Source organism: Pseudorhizobium flavum (assembly GCF_044142885.1).
Classification (GTDB): Bacteria; Pseudomonadota; Alphaproteobacteria; order Rhizobiales; family Rhizobiaceae; genus Neorhizobium; species Neorhizobium flavum.
In genome coordinates this window covers 1-22842 of record NZ_JBIOKZ010000012.1, presented here as the reverse complement: position 1 = coordinate 22842, position 22842 = coordinate 1, and the positions used below count along the sequence as shown (strand labels likewise).

Below are 22842 nucleotides of genomic sequence, written 5' to 3'. Positions count from 1 at the left end.
GAAGAGCCTTAGGCAGCAAATCGGAGAACACGCTGCTCGTCGAAAGCGAATTCAACGATGGCTCCGCGCTCATAACCGTCTAATGGAGTCGTGTTCGCTACATTCGCGGTAAACGCGCTGTCGCCGACACGAGCGACTATCTTGCTTCCGGAACCCATGAAGATAACGCTCTCGACCTGCGCCTGTACCGAATGATCAGCCCGTTCGTTCGCGCTGCGAATCCGAACATCTTCTGGCCGAATGCCAAAGGCTCTGCCGGCCTCGTCCCTCAATAAGTTGCACTCCCCCAGGAAGCACGCGACAAAGCTGCTATTCGGCTTGAAGTATAGATCCCGTACCGGTCCCGACTGGACGACCCTCCCCTTCTCCATGATCACGATGGAATCAGATAGATGGAGGGCCTCCTCCTGATCGTGCGTAACGTAGACGATAGTGATCCCAAGCTCTCGGTGAAGCTGTTTGAGTTGAAGCTGGATGGACTGTCGAAGGTTCTTATCCAGGGCTCCAAGTGGTTCATCCATCAAAAGGATATCAGGACGGATTACCAGCGCTCGCGCCAACGCCACTCTCTGTTGCTGACCACCAGACAGGGAACCCGGAAGTCTCTCTGAGTAGTCCTGCATGCTAACCAGTTCCAGGGCCTCGTCGACACGTCTGCGCCGCTCCTGCCCCCGTACATTCCGCATTTCGAGTCCGAACGACACGTTGTCGCGTACTGTCATGTGTGGAAACAGCGCGTAGTTCTGAAATACCATTCCGATGTCTCGTTTCGACACCGGGACATGACTGATGTCGCGTCCGGCCACCTCGATCCTGCCTTGGTCAAACGGTTCGAACCCGGCGAGAACCTTTAGCATGGTGGTCTTCCCCGAGCCTGAAGCGCCGAGGAGGGTGCAAAACTCGCCCGCAGCGATATCAAGTTGGATGTCGTGAAGTACCTGGTAGTTCCCGTAACTCTTGTTAACGCCGACAATGCTGACAGGTCTTCCCTGCAACTCGAAACGTTCCAATGAAGACGTCTTCATGTAGTTGGTCTCCGCGAAAGAAGGAGGTTGATCGCGAGCAAGCTAAGCGTGAGCAGGATAATCATTGCCGATGCTGCGATGATGGTGGGATCGATTTCGTGCGCCATGCCCTCAAACATCACTCGTGGCAGCGTCCGGGAGCGGATGTTGGTGAGGAACAGCGCCAGTACGACATCATCAAAAGACTGGATAAAGGCGAACACAGCACCGGCAATCACGCCGGGCATGATTGCCGGCAGCATGACCCGCCGGAACATCACCGGCCAACTTGCGCCAAGGTTCATTGCGGCAAGTTCTAGGTTCCGATCAAAACCGACAAGAGAAGCACGTACCGTGATGAAGACGTATGGCACCGCCAGCACACTGTGAGCGAGACCCAGCGTTAGCGGACTCCCAGTCATCCCGAGTGGGCTAAGCATGTAGAACAGGCCCACGGACAGAATTATTACTGGGATCACCATTGGAAGAATGAAGATGGTTTCCAGTAGCGGACGAAACCCCTTCCCCACTCGCATCGTACCTATTGCTGCCAGGGTCCCCAGTACGACGGAAAGACAGACTGCTACGCCAGCGGCTTGAAGAGAATTAGAGACGCCTCGAAGCCATTTGGCATCGCTGAAAAGCTTGTCGAACCAGCGCAGGCTGTAGCTGTCAGGCGGAAAGCTCAGGAACGGAGAATTTCCGAGACTCATTGGAAAGATTATGAGGATCGGAGTGATAAGGAAGATAAGGACGGCAACACCACACGCGACCGTCAACCAACCCCCACCTGTACGTCCGTTATTGCCGATCGAGAATTTGGCCGCCGACCCGCGCGATGCGCTTCCAGTTAAAAGCCGCTCCAACCCGAACACTCGTTGGAACACGACAAATATGACGACAGTGCAGAAGAGGAGCACTACCGATAATGCGGCTGCCAAGCTCCAGTTGAGATCGCGATTGATGTTATCCGCGATGAGCATCGCGATCATTTTCTGGCCGGGACCACCCATCAAAGCAGGGGTGATGTAGTAGCCAATCGAGTTCAAGAAGACGATGGTGGCTCCTGCTATCACCCCGGGCGCTGTCAGAGGCATGATGATGCGACGACCAATGCTGTAGGGGCTTGCGCCAAGTCCCTCAGCAGCTTCAAGCAATGTCCGGTCGATATTGATGAAGGCTGCAAAAAGCGGCAGGACCACAAATGGCATCAGCACGTGCGTCATGCCAATGAGGACACCGGATAGATTATAGACGAAGGCTATTGGTTGGTCGATGAGGCCACTTCCGGTCAGAAAGTCGTTCAAAACACCTTTCCGTTGCAGCAGGATTATCCACGCTGTTGTCCGGACAAGAGCACTTGTCCAGAACGGTAACAAGACAACAACAAAGAGAAACTTGCGAACATTTGGAGAGACGGTCGCCAAGAGATAGGCGACTGGGTAGCTCACGACGACGCAGAGTAAGGTGACAAGACCCGAGACTACGAAGGTATTCAACAAAACCCGTCGATATACCGGAACTTCTATGATGCGACGGTAGTGCTCAAGGGTAAGCTGATCATCACCGAAGCTGATCCCGAGCAGCGACAGCACGGGAAAGAAGAACAGGAGCCCAAGGAAACCTAGCAGCGGCGCGACCGCAACCCACGCCCAGAAGACGGGTCGCCTAACTGACAACATTTTCATCCAGAACTATCTCCGACCATCCACAACCTCAGCTCACAAAAAGCTTGCGAGGGTAGTTGGTAAGACGCTCGTATCCCTCCTCAGTGATGTGAATCGTCTCAGACATCCCGAAGCCGCGTGCCAATACATAGGTGTGGAACGTCATTCCCGGCTGGAAGGTCCAAGTAGCCTTCGGTTCTGCTTCCAAAGGCTCACCTCCACTTGGCTGAAGTAGCAGTCCGACCGAATAGAAAGTCTTATTGGTGTAGGTGTCCCTGAGGCCAGCCGAGAGAACACCGTCACGATAGATCGCGTCGGGCACAGTTGCCGCCACACCCGGTCGTACCTCTGCTAGCGCTCGATCCTGTATCTCGATCAACTTCTCTACGACGCGATGGTCCTCATCACTTGCCTCTCCGACGCGTATCGGCCGCATGAAACGAGCATGGTAATGATGGCTGTTGGGTGTGGTCTCAACTTGAACGATATCGCCCTTTGACAACATGCGGTCGGTATATCCTCCATGGAGGTGGAAAGCTCGCTCCCCGGAAGATAAGACGCCTGGACCAGGAAGATCGCTTCCCGCTAGCACCATAGCCGCACATATTGCCGCCGCCATATCACGCTCACTCTTGCCTGCTTTCGCAGTTTCAATTGCGGCCGTCATGCCAGCCTCGGCGGCCAGCGCTGCCTTGCGCTGATAGGCTACTTCTGCAGGGGACTTGATGAGCCTCATTCGGCTGACGAGGTCTGAACAATCGACAAACGCTGCACTCGGCAAATTGGCTGATATCGCTTCATAGCGTTTTACCGAAAGTGGCCAAGCGGCCATCTCAATACCGAGACGGGCGGAAGAACCTATGCGTGATGCAATGGCTTCTGCGGCCACGACATTCTTGTCGTCACTGTCAGTCCACATAACCCGATCGGGATACACGCACGTAGCATCTAGATAATATTCCTCGACGTCGCGACAGAACAACGTTGGATCGCCAGATGCCGGAATGATTGCAAATTGGAATGAACTGTAGCCTCGCGTAAAATACCCTGTAAGATACGTTACCGTCTCCGGCTGAAATGCGAGCAGTGCATCTAAGTTACGTTGGTTGAGTTCTGCTTGTACCCGCTCAACGCGGCTCTTGTATTCTTCACGTGCAAACCAGGGAGAGTCGATAGCCATGCAATGTCTTTCTCATCAGGCGGAGATTTTACGATTGACGGCGCGGGAATCGGAGTTCCCGCGCCCCTCACAATGCTACTGTTGAAGCATGGCGGTGTATTCTTCCGAGGCCATGGTCGCATTATCCGCCCACCATTTGATGTCCATGAAGATCGCATTCTCAAGACGCTCTGGCGTGGACGGCAACCGGGCTTTGCGTTCATCGTCGATGAACTCCCACGCCTTTTCGGTTACTGGCCCGTAGGCGACATACTCACTAAAGCGAGCCTGAGCCTCTGGTTGAACGACGTAGTTGAGGAACTTGATTGCTTGCTCCCGGTTGGGCGCTCCACGGGGGATCATGAAGTAACCTACCTGGGCAATTGACTCGGCCCACGACATCTCGATGTCCAGACCTTCGTCTATCCCAGCTTGGAAGCGCCCATTCCAGCCCAGTGCCATTACGACTTCACCGCTGCCGATAGCCTGGACAGGCTGGGCCCCGCTCGACCACCAGATAGCCACGTGATCTCGCAGCGAAGCTACCTTCTTGAGAGCCCGCTGAAATCCTTCTGGCGTTCCCAACACAGCGTATACTTCGTTAAATGGAACGCCATCAGCGAGCAGAGCGGCCTCGAGTACTGTTGCCGGCTTGTCTGGCATCGCGCGTTTGCCAGGAAACTTCTCAACGTCCCAAAAGTCGGCAAAGGTCTGCGGCCCCCCGTCAGGGAATGCGTCCTTGGAGTACCCGATTACCGTTGAAAAAATCTCGGTAGGTACTCCATATTCATTCTTCGCACCTTCGATAACGTGGCTTTGATCTACCATGTCAGCCGTAATCGGCTCGAATAGGTTATCGGCAACGCCTCGCATGATAGTTGAACCGCCGCCCGTGACGACGTCCCACTCCAAGGAGTTGGTCTCTACCATCGCCTTAATGCGAGCAACTTCCGGTTCGGTGTCCTCAATTATTTCTATACCAGTCTCTTCGGAGAATGGATTGAGCCAAGCCTTGACGATAGCCTCCTGATAGGTCCCACCCCAGCTTGCAAACACCATCTCCTCGGCCTTTGCAGCATTTGAGCTTAACGCAAGCGCTCCGCTGATCAGCAATACCTTGAATAGTCTCATTTTTTGTTCCCTCTTCGTTTTAGGTTGCCCCTACCAGACCATTTTCTGGCCTAGCTTTCGCGGATGCTGCTGCAAGCACGAAATCTGCGAATTTCTTCAAGGATGTTTTGGCGGTCGCCGCCTCGTCAGCTGTGCGGTTCAGCTCATCGATATCCGCGCCATCCTTCAGAAGGCGCTCGCGATTTTGCTCGAACCAAACACTTGACTGCTCCAGCGTTATCTCTGGATGTCCTTGGATGCCCCAGATGGCCTGATCGCGATACCGCCAAACTTGGTTTGGACACAGGTCAGAGGAGGCAAGGATCGTCATGTCCGGATGGTCGTGACGAACCTCGTCATTGTGCCAGACATACATGTAAACCTCGCTTCCCCATTCGTTGGTGATCGCATCGGTTTTGGCGGCCGAAGTGGTGGGAAGCCATTTGAACCCGACCTCACAGAAAGGTCGGCGGAAGACTTGTTCTTTCCCACAGAGTGCAGAGGCCAGTATCTGGCTGCCGAAGCAGATCCCAAGCATAGGAAGCTTCAATTCCGCAGCCTCTCGGATCAGCAGGTGCTCACGGCCGATGAAGGGGACATCCTCGTACGCGCCATGGGCACTGCCTGACAGAAAGATTCCGTCATAGATGTCGAGATCTTCAGGAAATTCGCCGTTGTATGCCCAGAAGCGATCGACGCTAAGGCCATACTGTTCAAAGCGTTCGTCCAGTTTTGCGACAGATTTCTGACTGGATCCATTTTGGAGGTAAAGTAGTCGCGCCATTCGCTTAAAGCCTTTAGTTAGAAGCCCATCATCGACAAGCGCTTGACTTGGCGAGCAAGAAGAGTCTCGATCTCTTCGAGATCGCGAGATGTCAGCTTTGGACCGGGCCGGCGGATATGAGCATTCTCAATCGCCCCTCGTTGGCAGAGCACATGCTTTCGGATGGCGAGACCGAGCCCCGGCTGCTGTTCGTAGCGTGCCAAGGGGAGATAGCTGTCAAACAGGTCGCGAGCCCGCTCGTGCTCACCCTTTTGGGCCAGATCAACGACCCCAACCATCATCTCCGGATACGCAAAGCCCGTCATCGCACCGTCAGCACCGCGCTCCATCTCCTCGGGAAGGAAAAGCCCACCGTTTCCAACCAGAATTGAGACGCGCTTGGCACCATCCGCCTCGGCGGCTCGAAGTGCCGTGATTTTAGAGAGACCCGGCCAGTCCTCGTGCTTCAGCATTACAGCGTTGCGGTTATCCGCAAAGATCCGCAATAGAACAGACGACGAGATGACCACATTCGTAACGAGGGGGAAATCTTGCACGACGAAGGGGGTATCCGAGCCGATTACCTCGGCGGCTTGTCCAAAATAGCCGTAGACTTGCTCATCCGTCCGCAGTGATGACGGCGGTGCAATCATTACGCCAGCCGCGCCTGCATCCATGACTGTAGAGGTGAGATCTCGCATAGCCGCAAAGCCTGGCGCAGACACACCGACAACGACCGGCATATCCGGAGCGGCTTTTATGACGGCTCGAGCAAACGCGGCACTTTCATCTTGAGACAACTTGGGCGCTTCACCCATCATTCCCAAGATGGTTAAGCCTGAAGCCCCGGCCTCCCGGTAAAAATTCACCAGTCGGTCTACACCTTCAAGATCAAGCGCACCATTTCCCTTGAAAGGCGTGACAGCAATCACATACACACCTTGGGAATTACTATCGATCCTATGCATTATCACCCTACAAAGCTGTTGATTATTCCATCTCTCGCATTCGCGATGTGCTCAGCCATCAGCCGACCAGCGCTATCCGCGTCGCGCCTCTCCAGAGCATCTATGATCGCGAGGTGTTCGCGGATGCCAGGCTCGAAACGAGAGGGGATCCGCTTCATGCCAAAAATCTTAGTTCGTTTACGTAGGTTTTCGACGGTCTGCGCGAGGTACTTGTTCGACGCGGCCTCCGCGATCCCAAGGTGAACGATATCGTCCGTGCTCCAGTGCTCATCGGGACTGGCATCCTCGTTATGAAGCAGCGCTTCGACTGCGTCGCGCATAGCGTCTAAGCTGGCTTTACTGATCTTTTCAGCAGCCAGTCGCGCCGTCTCACGTTCGATGAGGATACGGGCTGAGATGATCTGCAGGATATCCTGCAGATCTACCTTGCTGACGGTTGTAGTGCGTCCAGAACGGACGAGGTAACCCTCGCCCTCTAACCGTCCCATGGCCTCACGAACAGGCGTACGGGAAATACCTAGTAGGTCTGACAGACGACGATCATTCAAGACCGCGCCGCCTTTCAAATCGCCGGAAAGGATCATTGCGGCAATTCTCTCATAAGCGTCATGAGATAGCCCCTTCACATCGCCGACCTGCATATGACCCTCGCACCGTTACTCGCATACAATTGGTATACCATTGGCCGACCACGTCAACCCGTTCATGTGAAATTTGCGAGGTGAGCGTCTTGACCGCACGGTCGCGCATTACTGAGCAGGCGCATCGGGAATCCGAGATGAGCTGGGACGTGTCGTGTAGGTTTGAAACGCACGAACCAGTTGGCGTGATGGGCAATCGCGTGAAAGTGCTGGGCTAGGCTTTGACGACTCGAGCTTCAACCGGGAGGCGGGAAAAACAAGGTTCTTGAAATGAAGCTGAGCAACCGGCTGCCGGTCAATCTACCGAGAGTTAAAGGAGCTCCGCATAGAGGGCAGGACGAGCACAAGGTCGACCTCGTTAGGATCCTGATCCGCAACGGAATTTGGGATGAGTTGCATCCAGACGTGAAGAAGAGGGTCGAGGAGCGAGGACGACCATGGCTATCGGTGGCCATGGATGCTTATTCTCGCTCGATCCTGGGCATGCGTCTGCTCTACGATGATCCTAACGGGCAGTCCGCTTTAGATACCCTTGCAATGGCTGTTCGGGAGAAGGACGGAGAAACTGCTCTTTCCGGCGCTGTAACAGGATGGCCCCAGTGCGGCAGACCTCGTGCAGTCCACACCGACGCAGGCTCGGCCTACATCTCGCCTGAGTTTCAGGCAGCGGTATTTGCGCTGACAGATCGGCATGTGATCCCACCATCCAAGCACCCTCACCTGCGGGGGCGAGTCGAGCGGTTTTTCCGAACGATCAACCAGCGATACATGAGCCTCTTCAGTGGACGGACGTTCTCGAACGTTCTTCTTCGCGACCAATATGATTCAGTGAAGCATGCTCACCTTGAGCACGAAGAACTGGCTAACTGAACTGCCCCCCATTTCGACCGGACATTCGGCATAAGCAGAAAGGCTCAAGCACAGGCTTGAGGACAGGCTTATGTCTAACGAGTATCGACACGTTGAATTGCTGACGGGTGATGTCCGTCGTAGGCGGTGGACAACCGAGCAGAAGCTGACGATCATCGAGCAGAGTTTCGAACCTGGCGAGACGGTATCGTCCACTGCTCGCCGCCATGGTGTTGCGCCCAATCTGCTTTACCGGTGGCGCAGGCTCTTGAGCGAGGGAGGTGCTGCAGCCGTGGATTCTGACGAGCCGGTTGTCGGCAATTCGGAAGTGAAGAAGCTGGAGGATCGCGTCCGCGAGCTGGAGCGCATGCTCGGCCGCAAGACGATGGAGGTCGAAATCCTCCGCGAAGCCCTTTCCAAAGCGGACTCAAAAAAACGGATATCGCGGCCGATCTTGTTGCCGAAGGACGGTTCCCGATGAAGACCGTCGCCGACACGCTGGGCGTATCCCGTTCCAACCTCGTGGAGCGGTTGAAAGGCAGATCAAAGCCGCGCGGCTCCTATCACAAGGTCGAGGATGCAGAGCTTCTGCCCATCATCCGCAGGCTGGTGGATCAAAGGCCAACCTATGGCTATCGGCGGATCGCCGCGCTCCTCAATCGCGAGAGGCGAGCCGCCGATAAGCCTGTCGTCAACGCCAAGCGGGTTCATCGCATCATGGGCAATCACGCCATGCTGCTAGAGAAGCATACGGCCGTTCGCAAGGGCCGCCTCCACGACGGCAAGGTGATGGTGATGCGCTCCAACCTGCGCTGGTGCTCGGATGGACTGGAGTTCACCTGCTGGAATGGCGAGGTCATTCGCCTCGCCTTCATCATCGACGCCTTCGACCGCGAGATCATCGCCTGGACGGCGGTCGAGAATGCAGGCATCTCCGGCTCGGACGTGCGCGACATGATGCTGGAGGCGGTCGAGAAGCGGTTCGCAGCAACCCGAGCCCCGCACGCAATCGAGCATCTCTCGGACAATGGCTCGGCTTACACCGCGAGGGACACGAGGCTGTTTGCCCAGGCGCTCAATCTGACGCCCTGCTTTACGCCGGTGGCCAGTCCGCAATCGAACGGCATGTCGGAAGCCTTCGTCAAAACCCTGAAGCGGGACTACATCCGCATCTCAGCACTACCGGACGCCGAAACGGCGCTTCGGCTCATCGACGGATGGATCGAGGACTACAACGAAATCCATCCCCATTCCGCGCTCAAGATGGCTTCCCCACGGCAGTTCATCAGCGCTAAATCAAACTAGCCGACATGTCCGGTGAAACGGGGAGCACTCCACCAAGCGATCTGGGGGCAGGATGATCTGGACGAACGTTTCGGAGTTCGGGTGCTCGAATGGTGCCAGCATCTGCAGTGTAACTTTTAAGCTGACTGATGGTGAGCCACAGGAAGTTGTCTTTGAAGAGATCGAGACAACGAATGGGGACAGGGGGCTTGTCTTTGCCGCAGCCCGCCAGCAAATTTACATGGCTCGTAGTGGACTTGAAACCAGCGACGGATTGTCAGAAGAGCAGGATATCGCACTTCCCTTCAATTTCTACCAACTCACTGGCTGCTTACGCCGATAACCACTAGGCCCAGCCTTCGATGGCCCGACAGTTGTCACCGATCATGCCCCGCATCCGTTCTATCCATTAGTATTTCAAAGATAACGATACCAAGTCGGCATTACACGGATCATATGCAATCCGAGAGGATATCTGAGGGAGAACGAGCACGTCGACTTCATGAAGGTGGTTGAAGTCTGAGGGTACCTTTATCGGTGCTGACTGGTTCTGCGTTGCTACCTTGCCAGCAGCGCATATTGCTCGCGCAGGCGGGCCTTCATGGGATCAGTGAACCGACCTGCAATAATCGGCTTGCCATTGGATGAAGTGAAATAGATTGGAGACCACGGCAAAGTCTGAGTATCGCTGAGATCGAAGACGGTATCGACGCTGAGGCCGCATACATTCTTCTCCTCAGTGTCATTGACGTGGAAGCCCTGTGGCGGATCGAACTTGTCGATTTGCTTCGTCCCATAGATCACTTCAATCCATCCCACCCGATACGTTCGTCCTTTTATCGGCGTTTCGTGGGTGAAAGATCTGCGAACAAGACAGGGCCGCGGCACTGGGCCAGGCGAACGTCCATGTTGCTTATATGGGTATTTGCACCATACGACATCGAACACCTGAGGCAAAGCCACCAGGTTGAGATCAAAGATGTCGTCAGGGCCTAGATTTGGCAAACTTTACCAGCCGGACTCGCCAGCTGGCACGAGATCGTCGGGAGTTGGGCCAAAACGCGCCTCAACATCCTTCTTCAGCGCTGTTTTCCATTTGTCCAACGGCATGCCGTTATAGTCGTGCTGTGCTTTCGCAACTTTGGCCTTGATACGGGCATCGCGAAGCTGAGAAACCTCCACGCCACGGCCATCAGCCTTAGGCCGACGGGTGCGATATTGGGTTACTAACTTACGGACAGCCATATTATCTCCAAAGGAACCAACTCATCTAAGGTTCCAACGTCGGTCAAGCATAGCTGTTCCGACCGGATCGAGCAATCCCGTTGGCAACGACACTGAAACCCGCTGTAGACCTTACATATACCTTCAATGTGCCCCGAACAAGGACGGGCATCAACCCGCTCTCGTATCTGGTGCCCCTACACCCTCACCACAGGCACCTCTGAGAGCCTCGTCGTATACCTTGGCGACCGCATCTCAGCCTTGACCTCAAACGGCCGCCTGAAGCCCTCACTACCAACGACCAGGGCCTTCTTCCCGAACCTGTCATTGACGGCATCTAACGCCTGCATCAGGCGAGCATCCCTCGGCCGATTGATGTCGAACAGCAACTTGGGAGCATCCTCCTCACGCAATAAGTCATCCAGTATGATGCCTGCCTTGGCATATGCATGTCCATTCCCGCGGCGGTCACCTTTCCACGCTTTCTGGATGCACATGCTGGCAGCCTGCACGAGATCGAACGTGTTGCTACTCATCGGCTTCAATCCGATCGTTCGAGATGCCGAATGCTGGGGGCCATTTGAAAACGGACTGGTGTGGAAGAAGGCCGTCAACTGCCCTGCGACGAGGCCATGTTGACGGAGTTTCTCGGCCGCTCTGGTCGCATGAGATGTGATCGCTTGCATCAGGGTATCTAAGTCGCGCATAGGCTCCCCGGCCGACCGGGTGACCGCCATACCTTTGCGCTGTGGTTCGACCTGCTCAATGTCCAGACATCGCACTCCCTGAAGTTCTGCCACCAGTCGCTCGAGCACTACAGTGCCAATCTTCCTTGCCAATTGCATCGGAGTGTTGCGGAGCTGGGATACTGTTGTAACCCCTTGCGCGATCAGCTTAGCCTCTGTTTGGCGGCCGACACCCCACACCTCGCCGACGGCTATACGGTCCATACACCAGGCGGCCACACGCTCGTCTGTGAAGTCGCAAACACCACCAAAAATCGGATTCTTCTTGGCGGCATGGTTTGCGAGCTTTGCGAGGGTCTTGGTCGGCGCAATACCCACGCACGTTGGGATGCCAGTCAGCTCTTTGACGGTTGTTCGCATTTCGGTGGCTTGTTTCAGGTACCGATCGCCGAAGCCGCCGAGATCGACGAAGGTCTCATCGATACTATAGATCTCGTATGAGGGCGAGAACTGGCTGATGGCATTGACGACCCTGCGGCTCATGTCGCCATAGAGCGAATAGTTGGACGATAGCGTCCGGATCCCGTGGGCGGCAACCTTGCCCCTGATTTTGAACAGTGGCTCGCCCATTTTGATGCCGAGAACTTTGGCCTCCTCGGATCTTGCAACTGCGCATCCATCATTGTTGGAAAGCACGATGACAGGCACGCCGATCAGCTTGGGGTCGAACGTACGTTCGCAACTGACGTAAAAATTGTTGCAGTCGATGAGGGCGATTGGTTCTGGCATCCTCTCACCTCAAGAAAAAGGGCGGCTTGGTAACATTACCAAGCCGCCTGAGGTGACAATCGAAGGATTTCCCACATGTCTGGTGTGAGGAGTGCCTTCTACGACGAGTCCCGGAAGAGCGTCAATATGCGTTTCCATGATAATCAATCAACTGAATATCGACGAACAACACCAGCAACCACTCCCCAGATTTCCGTGCTGTCAGTCACTGGGATTGGAATGAATTCGCGACCTCGGGACTTGGGATCGAGCCAGTATCGGCCGTCTCGCCGAGCCAGCTTTTTGACCGTTATAGAGCCATCGACCAAGGCCAGTACGATCCGCCCGACCCTCTTCTTGCCAGCGCGATCCACCGCGATCAGATCGCCATCTTGGATCCCCTCGTCCAGTAGACTGTCCCCACAGACCCTCCACCAGAACGTGGCTGAGGGGTGCCTTACGATCCACGCGATGGGGTCAATTTCGTCTTCGAGATCATCAGCAGCGGGTGATGGGAACCCAGCAGGCACAAGGATGCCCGAAAGCGGCACAGTCGTGCCTACACAGGAAATTGGAACGGGAATGATAGGTATGTCTGAGTTGTCCATGATATTCGAACATAACGCGAACAAACAGGACTCTCAATCGGGGTTCACATGAATTTTCATCGGCTCTGATGGCAGACGCTGATTCACGCTGCCTGCTTTGAGACGACGGCTTCGCCGCGACTACCATCTTCCCCAAGGCTCTGGAGAACGCGACCATTCTCTACCGTATGACATCAAACTGCCTCGCTCTGGGATGTCCCGATCGCGGAAGTTGAGGCCATAGTGCGAAAACTAGCATCCGAGCCAAAATCACCTTGAAGTCTATCCGATAGCCCTTAGACAGGTCCGTTCAATCCTAGGAGCCCTGATTTGTCCGAAATAGATCGCACCGAAGAACTTGTCAGTCTCACGGCCGACGTTGTCTCTGCTTATGTCCAAAAGAACGTCGTCCCCGCCGCCAGCCTGGCCGAGCTCATCGCCTCGGTACACGCGTCCTTCAAGGCTCTAGGAACTGGATCCGCTGTCCAGGTTGCGGAAGAAGTGCGCCAGCAGCCTGCTGTCCCAATCAAGAAATCGGTTAACCCCGAGGCGATCACCTGTCTCGAGTGTGGCAGAGGCTTGAAGTCCCTGAAGCGCCACCTGTCCACCCACCATGAGCTTTCGCCTGAAGAATATCGGGAAAAGTGGCGGCTTCCCAAGGATTACCCAATGACAGCGCCGGAGTATTCTGTGGCTCGCTCTAAACTCGCGGTGTCGTCAGGTCTCGGGCAAAGGCGGCTAAAGGCCCCATCGGCCAAAAAGAAAGCCTGATCTGTCGGCGCTTTAGCCGCCGCGTTTTTGTGCCTTGCTTGGCCAGGTGAGACAATTGCCTCCGAATTGAAATCGGAGGCAACCATGACTTCAAAACCAAACCTTCACGAAAACATCGACGCTGTTGTCATCCTGACCAGGACAGATGGCAGCGAATTCCGCATGCCTGGGAGCTTCAAGCGCCTCCTGGTCGAGGCCTTCTCAGACATCGCCGAAGCCAACAGCACGGCTATTGTGCCAGGGGAACTTCCAGGCGACCATTTGATTAGAGGCTGAATCCCTCTCATCAATTCGGGCGGTTTCCCCCGGTTTCCCGCCCGATCCCCAGCAGCCTGATCCCCCCTCCCCGGCTGCTGGGGAAACCTTTTCAGGCCTTACGGGCTTCCAGCCGTCGCTTGCCGCGGTCGACATAGTCAAAGCCTCTCAGGAGAGAATTGAGAGAGACGCTGAGGGAAGAGTACCGTTATGGATTCCCTCCCCTATTTCTGTCGGCCAAAACTGTCGGCTATTGACATATATCCAAAATAGGGATATAATAATCTTGCAAACTTAAGAAATGGGGACGCGCGTATGACTTACCTGAGGACAGCTATCACTCTCGCCGAGGTTACGAAAACTAATGCTCTGGCCGCCCTTCCACCCGCTACAGGCTTCGAGAAGGAGGGCCCGCTTTATGACCGAGTATTCGGGGCATACGGTACCTCCATGCTGCGATGGCTACCGTCGAGCGTAAAAACTGCGAGTTCGAGCTGTCTCAGGCCAGCAAACTGTCGGACGACCTCGACCGCCTGCTTACTAAATTGGAATCCTCGCGCTACGAATTGGCGGATTGACTCCCATTAATTTCGTCACCACTATGCACAACCATTATAATGATGTGAATAACAACAAGGGATTTCAAAACATCAAATTTGGAGAACATAAATGAGCACCAACATCAATGAAACCAACCTCGTAGCAGCCACACCAGTCGCCCTGTCGATCAATGGAGAAGCCAAAAGGGGTTATTACAACGAAATCACATCCATTAAGAACCTGGACGGCAGCACGACGAGCGCATCCGAGATTCTAAAGCTCTTCGAAGGCGTGCTGCCCGAGAGCTTTGTTGAATTCGACAAGAAGATGCGTGGCGATAGCCTGAACCTCGATGTCTACGGATACGACGCTGAGCAGGGTGTTGCCGTCATCCAGATCCGGCATTTCTTCAAGCGTTACGCCAAGGGCTTCGCGAACATCCATAAAGATTACGTTCTCGTCGGCCGGAATGAGATCACCAATGAGCTCTTCAGGCATCCGGTATCTGCGCATGCTGTCCACGCTGGGATCCGTAAAGATGAAGACGATCCGGTTTCGGCCGTCCGGTCAGCGCAGCGTTGGATGTGGGGTGTCAATGACAAACAGTTGGCAGCAGGTGTTCGCCAGGGCGATGTCCTCATGGTGCCTGCTTCGAAGCCAGCAAATGCCGATAAGATCGAAGCCGAAAGTGTTGTGGTCGGCGGATCCCATGAGGTTCGTTCAAACGAATTCCTGAAATCCAGCAAGGGCATGATCTTCGCGTTCGCACCGCGTATCAAACACACCAAGGATCAGCACGACATGGTCTTCGCCAATGAAGACCGCTGGTATTCAATTCGTGTGGCCGAGGAAGCTTCCACATGGGAATGGGGAGTGCGGTTGGGGGACTGACACCGCCCATGGGAGGGGCATCAAAAACCCTCCTCATACCAGTAGAGATAATTAAAACCACGATAACGATAGCCCTTGGAGGGCGACGATTTGGAGAGATAGAAGCAATGCAAACTTGGCTCGATAACTACATTCTAGGCTCATCTGCTCGATTCCACGAAGGTGTGGAGACGAAGAACGCCGTCTACAAGCAATTTCCGAAAGTCGCGGTAAAACCTGCGCCGTTGACACCACTCATGAAGCAGGCATCCGTAAATGACGGTGCTGCGTTCCGGTGGTTTACAGAACTCCACGAGGAAGGCGGGACCGCAGCTGACCTGACGGGTGTTACGGACAGCGAAATCCCATTTCGCATTGCCTTGCTTCCGTTCTTCAGAGATCGCCCTGGCATCCCAAGACCTTTGGCGGCCCAGCTCGATCATGAGGTCATCAATAATTTCAGACACGCTGGCATCACTGAGGATATCAGGGCTGCCGGCACGGCATCACTCGAGGATGGCCAGTTAGTTTATCTGGATTTGATGCCTTTCACTTACGAGCTTGAGATCGGTGTATTCAAAGAACCCGCGTTCTCAGAGGGGATCTTCCTCAGGGCGATTTTCATGAAGAACGTGCAGTCCTCGAACCCTGAATTTTGCGCCGTCTTTTCTGGCCGTGAGCGGTCAGGTCACCGCATGATTGGTTGGGGCGGCTGTATGCCAAAAGCGGTCGATTTCATCCATTTTGAGGTCACAGACGACGGGACAAAGGAAACGCGGGTGACGACGGATGAGGCCCTTGGAGCGACCCTTACAGCGATCGAAGATTTCACGTTTCTGACGCTCGCCTATATGCAGATCGAACAAGAAAACCGCCCTGCCCCGTTCGAGCAGCTTCCCTACCTGCCGATCGATGATCCGCGTCGTTTTGGGCGGAAGGCAAAGCAGGCGGCCAAGAAATTCAGCCTGTTTTCGATGGTAAAGGTGACTGGTGAGAACCTCGGCCGAGACTTAACGCGCAGGCAGCAGTACGACAGGGATCCAGATGCCCCTCCCCTGCCCCGTGATCGCAATCGCCGTCATACCGTCCGCGGACATTTTCGACTGCAGGCCGTGGGTCCAGGCTGGAGGCACAGGCGGCTACGGTGGATTGCGGGATTTGATCGTGGAGATATCAATTCCACACCGGTTACCAAGATCCGGGCTTTGACACGTCACGCAGAAGGCCAGCCCGCAGCGCCAGCATAATTGGCGTTAGGCAATAATACAGCGCCGTAAAACCGTCGGCGCTTGTATTGAGACCCAATAAGGGATATAATGGTGGATAATAATAAAGGATTTTGGGGACTGGGATGAGACATACTGACAACGTGAAACGCAAGCTACAACTAGCGAAGATCAAGCAAACGACAGGGTGGACTGCCGACGAAATGGCTGGGATCGCCGGAATCGCGCCGTCTACCATGGCGACCTATGTGAAAGGTACAGAGACACTTGTGCTGTCCGACCTGTTGAATGTCGAGCCTGGAAAGCTGGCTGACTTCATTTCTGCGAACAAAGATCACGCAATCGAACTGCTCAAGGACAATGGCATCCAAGCTCGAGCAGCCGAGGACCGTGTCAACAATTACCTCGTGAAAGCGGAACTCGGCCTCACGCGCCAGTACAAGGCACTGGCTGCTATCTTCAGCATGGAGATCGATGAAGCCAAGACATTCTTGAAGCATGATCCCGCCAAGGCTGCTGAAATGTTGAGCTCGATCACCAATACCAAGCTTGCTGTCGCCAGAAAGAGAATTGATGACCTCCTCGCCCAATCCGCGGACAACGGGCTGTCCAAAATCGCCAACGCCCCTAGCCAGGAGGTCTTGGATAGACTCATGGCTGCAATTCCTGAGTATGCATGGGCGATCATCCACCAGGCAGCCAGGGTCTTTGCTGACGATGGATTGGCGAGAGAAGACTTCCTGAAGGATGTCGATCATCAGCTCAATGGTTTTGCCCTGTTGGCTGAGGTTGGAGATCCCGGCTCCGTGACCATCAGAATTAACGGGCAGCCTCGCCGTATTGGCCACGAACTTGCTACGCCATCGTTCGGACATCTGCACCATGAGCTGGATGGCAAATCGCTGGAGGATTGCAGATCCGCCATCAGAGAGAAGGCGTGGGATCGCTATCTGGAACTGGTGGTGACGCCAGGTGAGTTGTCCATCCCTGAGAAGCGCGATCTCTATGCAAAGCTGGTTCGGCTGCAAGGCCTTCGATATTCGGACCTCGGCGCATACATAAATGTAAGTGAACACACGACGAAGAAGTGGGCAGTCGATTCAGAACAGGAGGCCGTCGGGGGCAAAAGATACCCTTCGCATCCGCCTGCCGACGTTCTTGAAGTGTTGGCGATCAGTGGCCTCCAATGGGCATCGAATGTGGTCTCCAACGCGCTCGGCGATAGTCGAAAAAAGAAACCTATCGAGTTTCAGCCCTTGGTGCCTGAGGAATACTGGGCGGCAATTGCCCGGCTTAAGCCAGTCAATGCTGTCGAGATTGATCGCGGGGATCAGCCGAAGCGTGGGCGTGGGCGGCCTAGGAAAGTGACGGCTTAGGAGTAGTTGTCATCGGGGCTTCTGAAGTCCTCCGCGGTCGATTTCTTTGATGGCTATAAGCCCGCAATTTGACAGCCGTGCAGATTGGCAAAAAGGCGTGCAAACAGAAACGGTTAGTGGCTACAGCGTAAGCTCCCATTCCCCGATCAGACTTTAAGGTCCCATAAGACCCCCAGCCTCTTTCTGCTTCTGTTGAAAGAGCTGTCCACGGGTTAACCTTTCGTTAACGAAAAACTTCTTGCTGGAATCGGAGAATCGGGTTCAAATCCCGGTTGCGAAGCCATTTGCTTCGGAAAAGCGTTACTCCGGGTTCAGCAGAAAATGAATGTGATGCCAGATCACGACTTTGATGTCGATTTTGACGAGGAGATCCTCCGCCAGGGAGAGCTCATCTCGGATAAATTGAACATGTTGAGGATCGAGCAGTATCCTCCGAATGCTCAAAAGGGCCTGCGGCTATTTTCGTCTGCTGAAGTAGCTGACTTCCTCGGCGTAAGCCAAAATCATATCAAGAAGCTGCATCTGGACGGCAAAGGCCCCTCCCCTGAGGTCTCGCCCTCTGGCCGTCGCTCATACACGGCTCAGCAGATGCTTGAACTGCGTCACTATTTGGACAAGCACGGTCGTTCCGACTTCAAACGGTATGTACCTCACCGCCGCCAAGGTGAAGCGCTTCAGGTCCTCTCTGTAGTGAACTTTAAGGGCGGCTCAGGAAAGACGACGACCGCTGCCCACCTGGCGCAATATTTGGCCCTTACAGGCCATCGCGTCCTTGCCATCGATCTCGATCCCCAGGCTTCTCTGACTTCGTTGCATGGAATCCAGCCTGAGTTGGATAAGAATCCGTCGCTCTACGAAGCACTTCGGTATGACGATCAGCGGATTTCTATTACCGAGATCATTCGGCCGACGAATTTCCCAGGCCTGGATATTGTACCTGCGAACCTTGAGCTTCAGGAATACGAATACGAAACGCCTTTGGCAGCCTCGAACAAGAACTCGCCGGAAGGCCGCCTTTTCTTCACTCGGATATCGACGATCCTGAAGGAAGTCGACGACCGTTATGATGTCGTTGTGATCGATTGCCCGCCACAGCTTGGATATCTCACTCTCACGTCCCTGACGGCCTCAACTTCGGTTCTCATCACGATCCATCCCCAGATGCTCGATGTGATGTCCATGAGCCAATTCCTGCTCATGCTGGGTGGTATTCTGCAGTCGATCAAATCCGCAGGGGCGACCGTCAAGCTCAAGTGGTTCCGGTATCTGGTGACGCGCTACGAGCCGACCGATGGACCACAATCATCAATGGTGGGTTTCCTGCAGGCAATGTTCAGCAACAGGATGCTGAAAAACCAGATGGTGAAGTCCACGGCGATCGCCGACGCTGGTATCACAAAGCAGAGCGTCTACGAAATCGAGCGGTCCCAGTTCACGCGCTCCACCTATGATCGGGCCATCGAAAGCTTGAATGCCGTCAATGGCGAAGTCGTCTCACTGATCCATAAAGCATGGGGGCGCAAATGATGATTTTGACAGCCGTGCAGAATGGTAATTTCACTAACAAAATGAAGATGATGAAGCCTATTTCAGGAGGTTTCAATGGCTAGAAAAAACCTGCTGGCAAGTGTGACAGCATCAATCAAGGGCGACACGGCCCCAGCCGAAGTTTCCGAAGCCAGAGCTGATTACACAAAGCGCGGTGCTTCACGTTCAATGCTGCAGTCGCTGGACGAGATGGCAGAGGCCAGTCTCAGAATGATTGGCGGAGAGACGGTTGTTTCTCTCGATCCCAATCTCCTTGATGGCTCCTTTATCGCCGATCGCATTGGTGAGCAGGCTGATGACTTCGAAGCTCTCAAGGAAGCTATCAGGAAGAGTGGGCAGTCCACGCCCATCCTGGTCCGTCCTCATCCGGACGCAACTGGCCAGTACCAGATTATCTTCGGGCATCGACGTGCCAAGGCTGCCCGCGAGCTTGGAATTCAGGTTCGTGCTGTCATCAAGCAGATGGCTGACATCGAGCATGTCATCGCTCAGGGGCAGGAAAACACCGCTCGAGCTGACCTGACCTTCATTGAGAAGGCACTGTTTGCCCGTCGGCTTCTTGACCGCGGCATGACCAAAGAAGTCGCCAAGTCTGCGCTCACAGTCGACGACACGCTTCTTTCCAGAATGCTGTCGGTCGTTGAGACGGTTCCAGAAACCGTTCTCGAGGCCATTGGAGCAGGGAAGGGGATCGGCCGAGATCGTTGGGAAGAGTTGAAAAAGCTCGTTCTGATTCCAGCGAATACCAGCAAAGCTGTTGAGTTCGTTGCATCCGAGGAATTCAAGGATGCGCAGGGGAGGGGAGAGGGCTTCAATCAGTTGCTCGCTCACCTGAAAGTCAAAGCAAAGAAGCCGAAGAGGGCCGGGAGCTCGGCCGCAGCAGATGCCTGGGCTCCTGAAAACAAGGCTGTTATCATTGCTTCGAAATCAAAACCGAAGGGCTATTCGCTAGAATTCACGGAGAAGGATGCGAAGCCGTTCGGAGAGTTTATCAGATCCCAATTGGATGACCTCTACGAGGCGTTCAGGAAATCGGAAAAGAAACCAGGAGACTAAACCGCAAAAGAAAAAGGCCCCCAAACGTCACCGTCGTGGAAGCCCTTCTCATCTCTTAGCAAAGATAGAATCGCATTTCCTCGAATCGCTGTCAAGAGTCGTAACGTCCGTTTGGGCGACTGGAATTCTTTTGCCTGATTGAAGGTGAAGGAAAATGGAGACGCATAACATTGCGACCACCCCATTCGGTGGCCGTGCGATGTCGCTCGCCTTGCTGGCAGGCTACAAGAAAGCTGACAAGATCCCTGAGGGGAAGTCAGTCAACAAGTGGGAAGTGTATCGGAATCTTTGCGAAGGGAAGGCCAGCTTCGGTGTCACTGATCGCTCGCTGGCTATCCTGCACGCGCTGCTGTCGTTCTATCCCGACGCAGAGCTGTCTGAAGAGCACGGCCTGGTCGTCTTCCCATCCAATCGCCAGCTGTCCCTGCGAGCTCACGGCATGGCCGATACGAGCCTCAGGAGGCATCTGGCAGCTCTCGTTGATGCCGGGCTCATCCTCCGACGGGACAGCCCCAACGGCAAGCGTTATGCCCGCAAGACGGACCAAGGGGTTATTGAAGACGCGTTTGGCTTCTCACTCGCCCCGCTCTTGGTCCGGGCCGAAGAGTTCCAGGCTGCCGCTGATCATGTTCGTGCTGAGAGCAGAGCGCTGAAGCTCATGCGGGAGCGTGTGACCCTCTACAGGCGCGATATCTACAAGATCATGGAAGCCGCCATGGAAGAAGGCGCTGCTGGCGACTGGCGGGTTCTCTGGAGCCGTTTCAGGGCCGTTGTGGAGGCAATCCCACGTCGTGCTACTGTTGACCAGCTCGAGGCTATCGTTGGCGATCTGTCGGAAATCCGCGAAGATATCGACAGGATGTTGGAAAAGCTCACAAATACTGAAAATATGGACGGCAATGACGTTCAATATGGACGGCAGCACTCTGAATCAAAACCCGAATCCCATTATTGTGAATTTGAACCAGCTTTAGAGAAAGCAGGGGAGGCGAGGGCAGAGCCAATCAGTCAGCGGACGAGTGTGCCGAAAGCGTATCCACTTGGATTAGTGCTGAAGGCTTGCCCCGAGATCATTGACTATGCCCCCGATGGTATATCGAGCTGGCGGGACTTCATGATGATTGTGGCGCAGGTCCGCGGCTTCCTTGGGATTTCGCCGTCGGCTTATGCCGATGCCCTCGACGTGATGGGGCAGGAGACCACCGCGATCGTGATTGCGTGCATCCTTCAGCGGTCCAACCACATCAACTCTGCAGGCGGCTATTTGCGAGCGTTGACTGACAAGGCAAAGAGAGGGGACTTTTCGGTTGGGCCCATGTTGATGGCGGCGCTGAAAATGAATGGTGAGCCAGCCAGGATGGTCGGTTGAAGGCCCCGAACCCTTGACTTAGGCCTAGCGAAGAATCTCGAAACTGGGGCATCTCATCCCCCAGTTTCGAGAGGTTGCAATCTTAGGGCAACATTCCGTTGTCGCGCAGGATTTTCATGGAAGTCACTTTACCTTGGGCAATTGATCCTCGCTGGAATGAACGGATCCACTTCCGCTTTCGGTCCCGACGACCTGGTCCGCACGCCTGCCAACGATAGTGTCCGGATACGTGATGCAGACGGCGAGCACGGCTAATACCTTGGGAGTCAGCGTCCCCATAAACCCTGTTAGCCTGAACCTGCTGAGCGGTCAGTTTCACCACCGAAAACAGACTGCGATCTGCAAGCCGCTGAGCCGACCTCCTGCCAATTCGTTGCGGGCTAATAATTGGTACCTGAGGAAGCCGTTCGATCTTCTCATCGTTGGTCAGCTGCAGAAGGCTCATGACAGCATTATCCGCAAATCGCTCGATCAGCTTGAATGCGTTGTCGCGATCTTCGAGGATCTCGCTAACAATGGTTTCAGACCCCTTACCCCTGAAGTCGGATGAAGCAGCCCAGAAAAGTTCGTCAAATTCTGCGCCGAACGGGCTAGCGTTCCAGCGGCCAGCTCGCCAGTTGATCCGTCGGCCATTGTTGCAGCCAGGTCTCGTGAAGATTCCTGAAAATCGCTTATGGCTGCCATCAAAGTAAACGAAGATCGCCCGCAACTGGACCGAGTTAGTGACCAGATAGCTGTGGTGAGCGACATCAATGTAGATGGTGGAACGGGTCTTCAAGAAGTCTGTAATCAGAGCTTCGTCTGAGTGACAATCCTGTTCATTGAGTGAATGTGCAACGTCAGCTCCGATCGCGATTGCGAGAGGAGGAAGACGGATGCCGTCACAGCAAAACGGGGCAACCAGGTGCAGGAAATGGATCATTTCCTCGCCATCATAATCTACTTCTGTGCCATGGACGCGCATGCTGCTGGTGCAGGACTTCTGAAGTGCCTTGCCAGGGTTCACCAGAGCTTGTTTGATTTCATCCCGCTCGTAACTGGGCTGGCTCTTCAGATAAGAGAACAATACCCTACGATTCCGGACCATATTCTGACGCTTGTTTTCTGCGTACCAGTCCAAC

General features: G+C 54.7%; 23 protein-coding genes. 11 read left to right on the top strand and 12 right to left on the bottom strand.

Features of this window, described 5'->3' with window-relative positions; translation table 11 throughout:
- Positions 1 to 8: 8 nt before the first annotated feature.
- The 7 genes from ACEPP2_RS18320 to ACEPP2_RS18290 form a co-directional block, all read right to left on the bottom strand.
- Entirely contained in the window at positions 9 to 1025 is a 1017-nt protein-coding gene (locus ACEPP2_RS18320) for an ABC transporter ATP-binding protein (RefSeq protein WP_395517458.1), read from the bottom strand.
- Entirely contained in the window at positions 1022 to 2692 is a 1671-nt protein-coding gene (locus tag ACEPP2_RS18315; protein WP_395517457.1) for an ABC transporter permease subunit, read from the bottom strand. The genes ACEPP2_RS18320 and ACEPP2_RS18315 overlap by 4 nt, the downstream gene beginning before the upstream one ends.
- Positions 2693 to 2720: 28 nt before the next feature.
- Entirely contained in the window at positions 2721 to 3851 is a 1131-nt protein-coding gene (locus tag ACEPP2_RS18310; RefSeq protein ID WP_395517456.1) for a M24 family metallopeptidase, read from the bottom strand.
- Positions 3852 to 3926: 75 nt separating this feature from the next.
- Entirely contained in the window at positions 3927 to 4961 is a 1035-nt protein-coding gene (locus ACEPP2_RS18305) for an ABC transporter substrate-binding protein (RefSeq protein WP_395517455.1), read from the bottom strand.
- A gap of 19 nt (positions 4962 to 4980) precedes the next feature.
- Positions 4981 to 5724, bottom strand: a complete 744-nt coding sequence (locus ACEPP2_RS18300; protein ID WP_395517454.1) for a type 1 glutamine amidotransferase — start codon at positions 5722 to 5724, stop codon at positions 4981 to 4983.
- Positions 5725 to 5741: 17 nt separating this feature from the next.
- Positions 5742 to 6671 (bottom strand): dihydrodipicolinate synthase family protein, encoded by a 930-nt coding sequence (locus ACEPP2_RS18295; RefSeq protein ID WP_395517453.1) that lies wholly within the window; start codon positions 6669 to 6671, stop codon positions 5742 to 5744.
- A gap of 2 nt (positions 6672 to 6673) precedes the next feature.
- The gene (locus ACEPP2_RS18290) at positions 6674 to 7312 is read right to left on the bottom strand and encodes a GntR family transcriptional regulator (protein WP_395517452.1); all 639 of its coding nucleotides are present in this window, start codon (positions 7310 to 7312) and stop codon (positions 6674 to 6676) included.
- Between the two features lie 270 nt (positions 7313 to 7582).
- On the opposite strand from ACEPP2_RS18290, the gene ACEPP2_RS18285 reads away from it, so the two are divergent.
- The 3 genes from ACEPP2_RS18285 (at position 7583) to ACEPP2_RS18275 (ending at position 9788) form a co-directional block, all read left to right on the top strand.
- On the top strand, positions 7583 to 8182 hold the full coding sequence (locus ACEPP2_RS18285) for a hypothetical protein (RefSeq protein WP_395517451.1): 600 nt from the start codon (positions 7583 to 7585) through the stop codon (positions 8180 to 8182).
- Between the two features lie 70 nt (positions 8183 to 8252).
- A protein-coding gene (locus ACEPP2_RS18280) for an IS3 family transposase (protein WP_395517450.1) occupies positions 8253 to 9466 on the top strand; the annotation gives its coding sequence in 2 pieces (ribosomal slippage) (positions 8253 to 8589 and positions 8589 to 9466; 1215 coding nt in all).
- 52 nt (positions 9467 to 9518) lie between these two features.
- Entirely contained in the window at positions 9519 to 9788 is a 270-nt protein-coding gene (locus ACEPP2_RS18275) for a hypothetical protein (RefSeq protein WP_395517449.1), read from the top strand.
- 215 nt (positions 9789 to 10003) lie between these two features.
- Here ACEPP2_RS18275 and ACEPP2_RS18270 read toward each other — a convergent pair whose 3' ends face one another.
- The 4 genes from ACEPP2_RS18270 to ACEPP2_RS18255 all read right to left on the bottom strand — a co-directional run bounded on the left by ACEPP2_RS18270 (position 10004) and on the right by ACEPP2_RS18255 (position 12731).
- Complete coding sequence (locus ACEPP2_RS18270) at positions 10004 to 10249, bottom strand: hypothetical protein (protein WP_395517448.1); 246 nt, start codon at positions 10247 to 10249, stop codon at positions 10004 to 10006.
- A gap of 204 nt (positions 10250 to 10453) precedes the next feature.
- On the bottom strand, positions 10454 to 10690 hold the full coding sequence (locus ACEPP2_RS18265) for a hypothetical protein (protein WP_395517447.1): 237 nt from the start codon (positions 10688 to 10690) through the stop codon (positions 10454 to 10456).
- A gap of 176 nt (positions 10691 to 10866) precedes the next feature.
- Positions 10867 to 12144 (bottom strand): Y-family DNA polymerase, encoded by a 1278-nt coding sequence (locus tag ACEPP2_RS18260; protein ID WP_395517446.1) that lies wholly within the window; start codon positions 12142 to 12144, stop codon positions 10867 to 10869.
- A gap of 143 nt (positions 12145 to 12287) precedes the next feature.
- Entirely contained in the window at positions 12288 to 12731 is a 444-nt protein-coding gene (locus ACEPP2_RS18255; RefSeq protein WP_395517445.1) for a LexA family protein, read from the bottom strand.
- Positions 12732 to 13040: 309 nt separating this feature from the next.
- Here ACEPP2_RS18255 and ACEPP2_RS18250 point away from each other — a divergent pair, with 309 nt between their 5' ends.
- The 8 genes from ACEPP2_RS18250 to repC all read left to right on the top strand — a co-directional run bounded on the left by ACEPP2_RS18250 (position 13041) and on the right by repC (position 21721).
- Complete coding sequence (locus ACEPP2_RS18250; RefSeq protein WP_395517444.1) at positions 13041 to 13481, top strand: MucR family transcriptional regulator; 441 nt, start codon at positions 13041 to 13043, stop codon at positions 13479 to 13481.
- A gap of 84 nt (positions 13482 to 13565) precedes the next feature.
- A complete protein-coding gene (locus ACEPP2_RS18245; RefSeq protein WP_395517443.1) occupies positions 13566 to 13757 on the top strand; it encodes a hypothetical protein in 192 nt (63 codons plus the stop codon).
- Positions 13758 to 14405: 648 nt separating this feature from the next.
- Positions 14406 to 15167, top strand: a complete 762-nt coding sequence (locus ACEPP2_RS18240) for a hypothetical protein (RefSeq protein ID WP_395517442.1) — start codon at positions 14406 to 14408, stop codon at positions 15165 to 15167.
- A 107-nt stretch (positions 15168 to 15274) separates the two neighbouring features.
- Positions 15275 to 16393: a hypothetical protein gene (locus ACEPP2_RS18235; protein WP_395517441.1), complete on the top strand. Its 1119-nt coding sequence runs from the start codon at positions 15275 to 15277 to the stop codon at positions 16391 to 16393.
- Positions 16394 to 16497: 104 nt separating this feature from the next.
- Entirely contained in the window at positions 16498 to 17748 is a 1251-nt protein-coding gene (locus tag ACEPP2_RS18230) for a hypothetical protein (RefSeq protein WP_395517440.1), read from the top strand.
- A 321-nt stretch (positions 17749 to 18069) separates the two neighbouring features.
- On the top strand, positions 18070 to 19275 hold the full coding sequence (gene repA / locus ACEPP2_RS18225; RefSeq protein WP_395517439.1) for a plasmid partitioning protein RepA: 1206 nt from the start codon (positions 18070 to 18072) through the stop codon (positions 19273 to 19275).
- Between the two features lie 75 nt (positions 19276 to 19350).
- Positions 19351 to 20352: a plasmid partitioning protein RepB gene (gene repB, locus ACEPP2_RS18220; protein WP_395517438.1), complete on the top strand. Its 1002-nt coding sequence runs from the start codon at positions 19351 to 19353 to the stop codon at positions 20350 to 20352.
- Between the two features lie 154 nt (positions 20353 to 20506).
- Positions 20507 to 21721 (top strand): plasmid replication protein RepC, encoded by a 1215-nt coding sequence (gene repC, locus ACEPP2_RS18215; RefSeq protein ID WP_395517437.1) that lies wholly within the window; start codon positions 20507 to 20509, stop codon positions 21719 to 21721.
- 82 nt (positions 21722 to 21803) lie between these two features.
- Here the strand turns inward: repC and ACEPP2_RS18210 are convergent.
- Positions 21804 to 22842: hypothetical protein (locus ACEPP2_RS18210; RefSeq protein ID WP_395517436.1), on the bottom strand; the 1039-nt coding region annotated here is incomplete at its 5' end.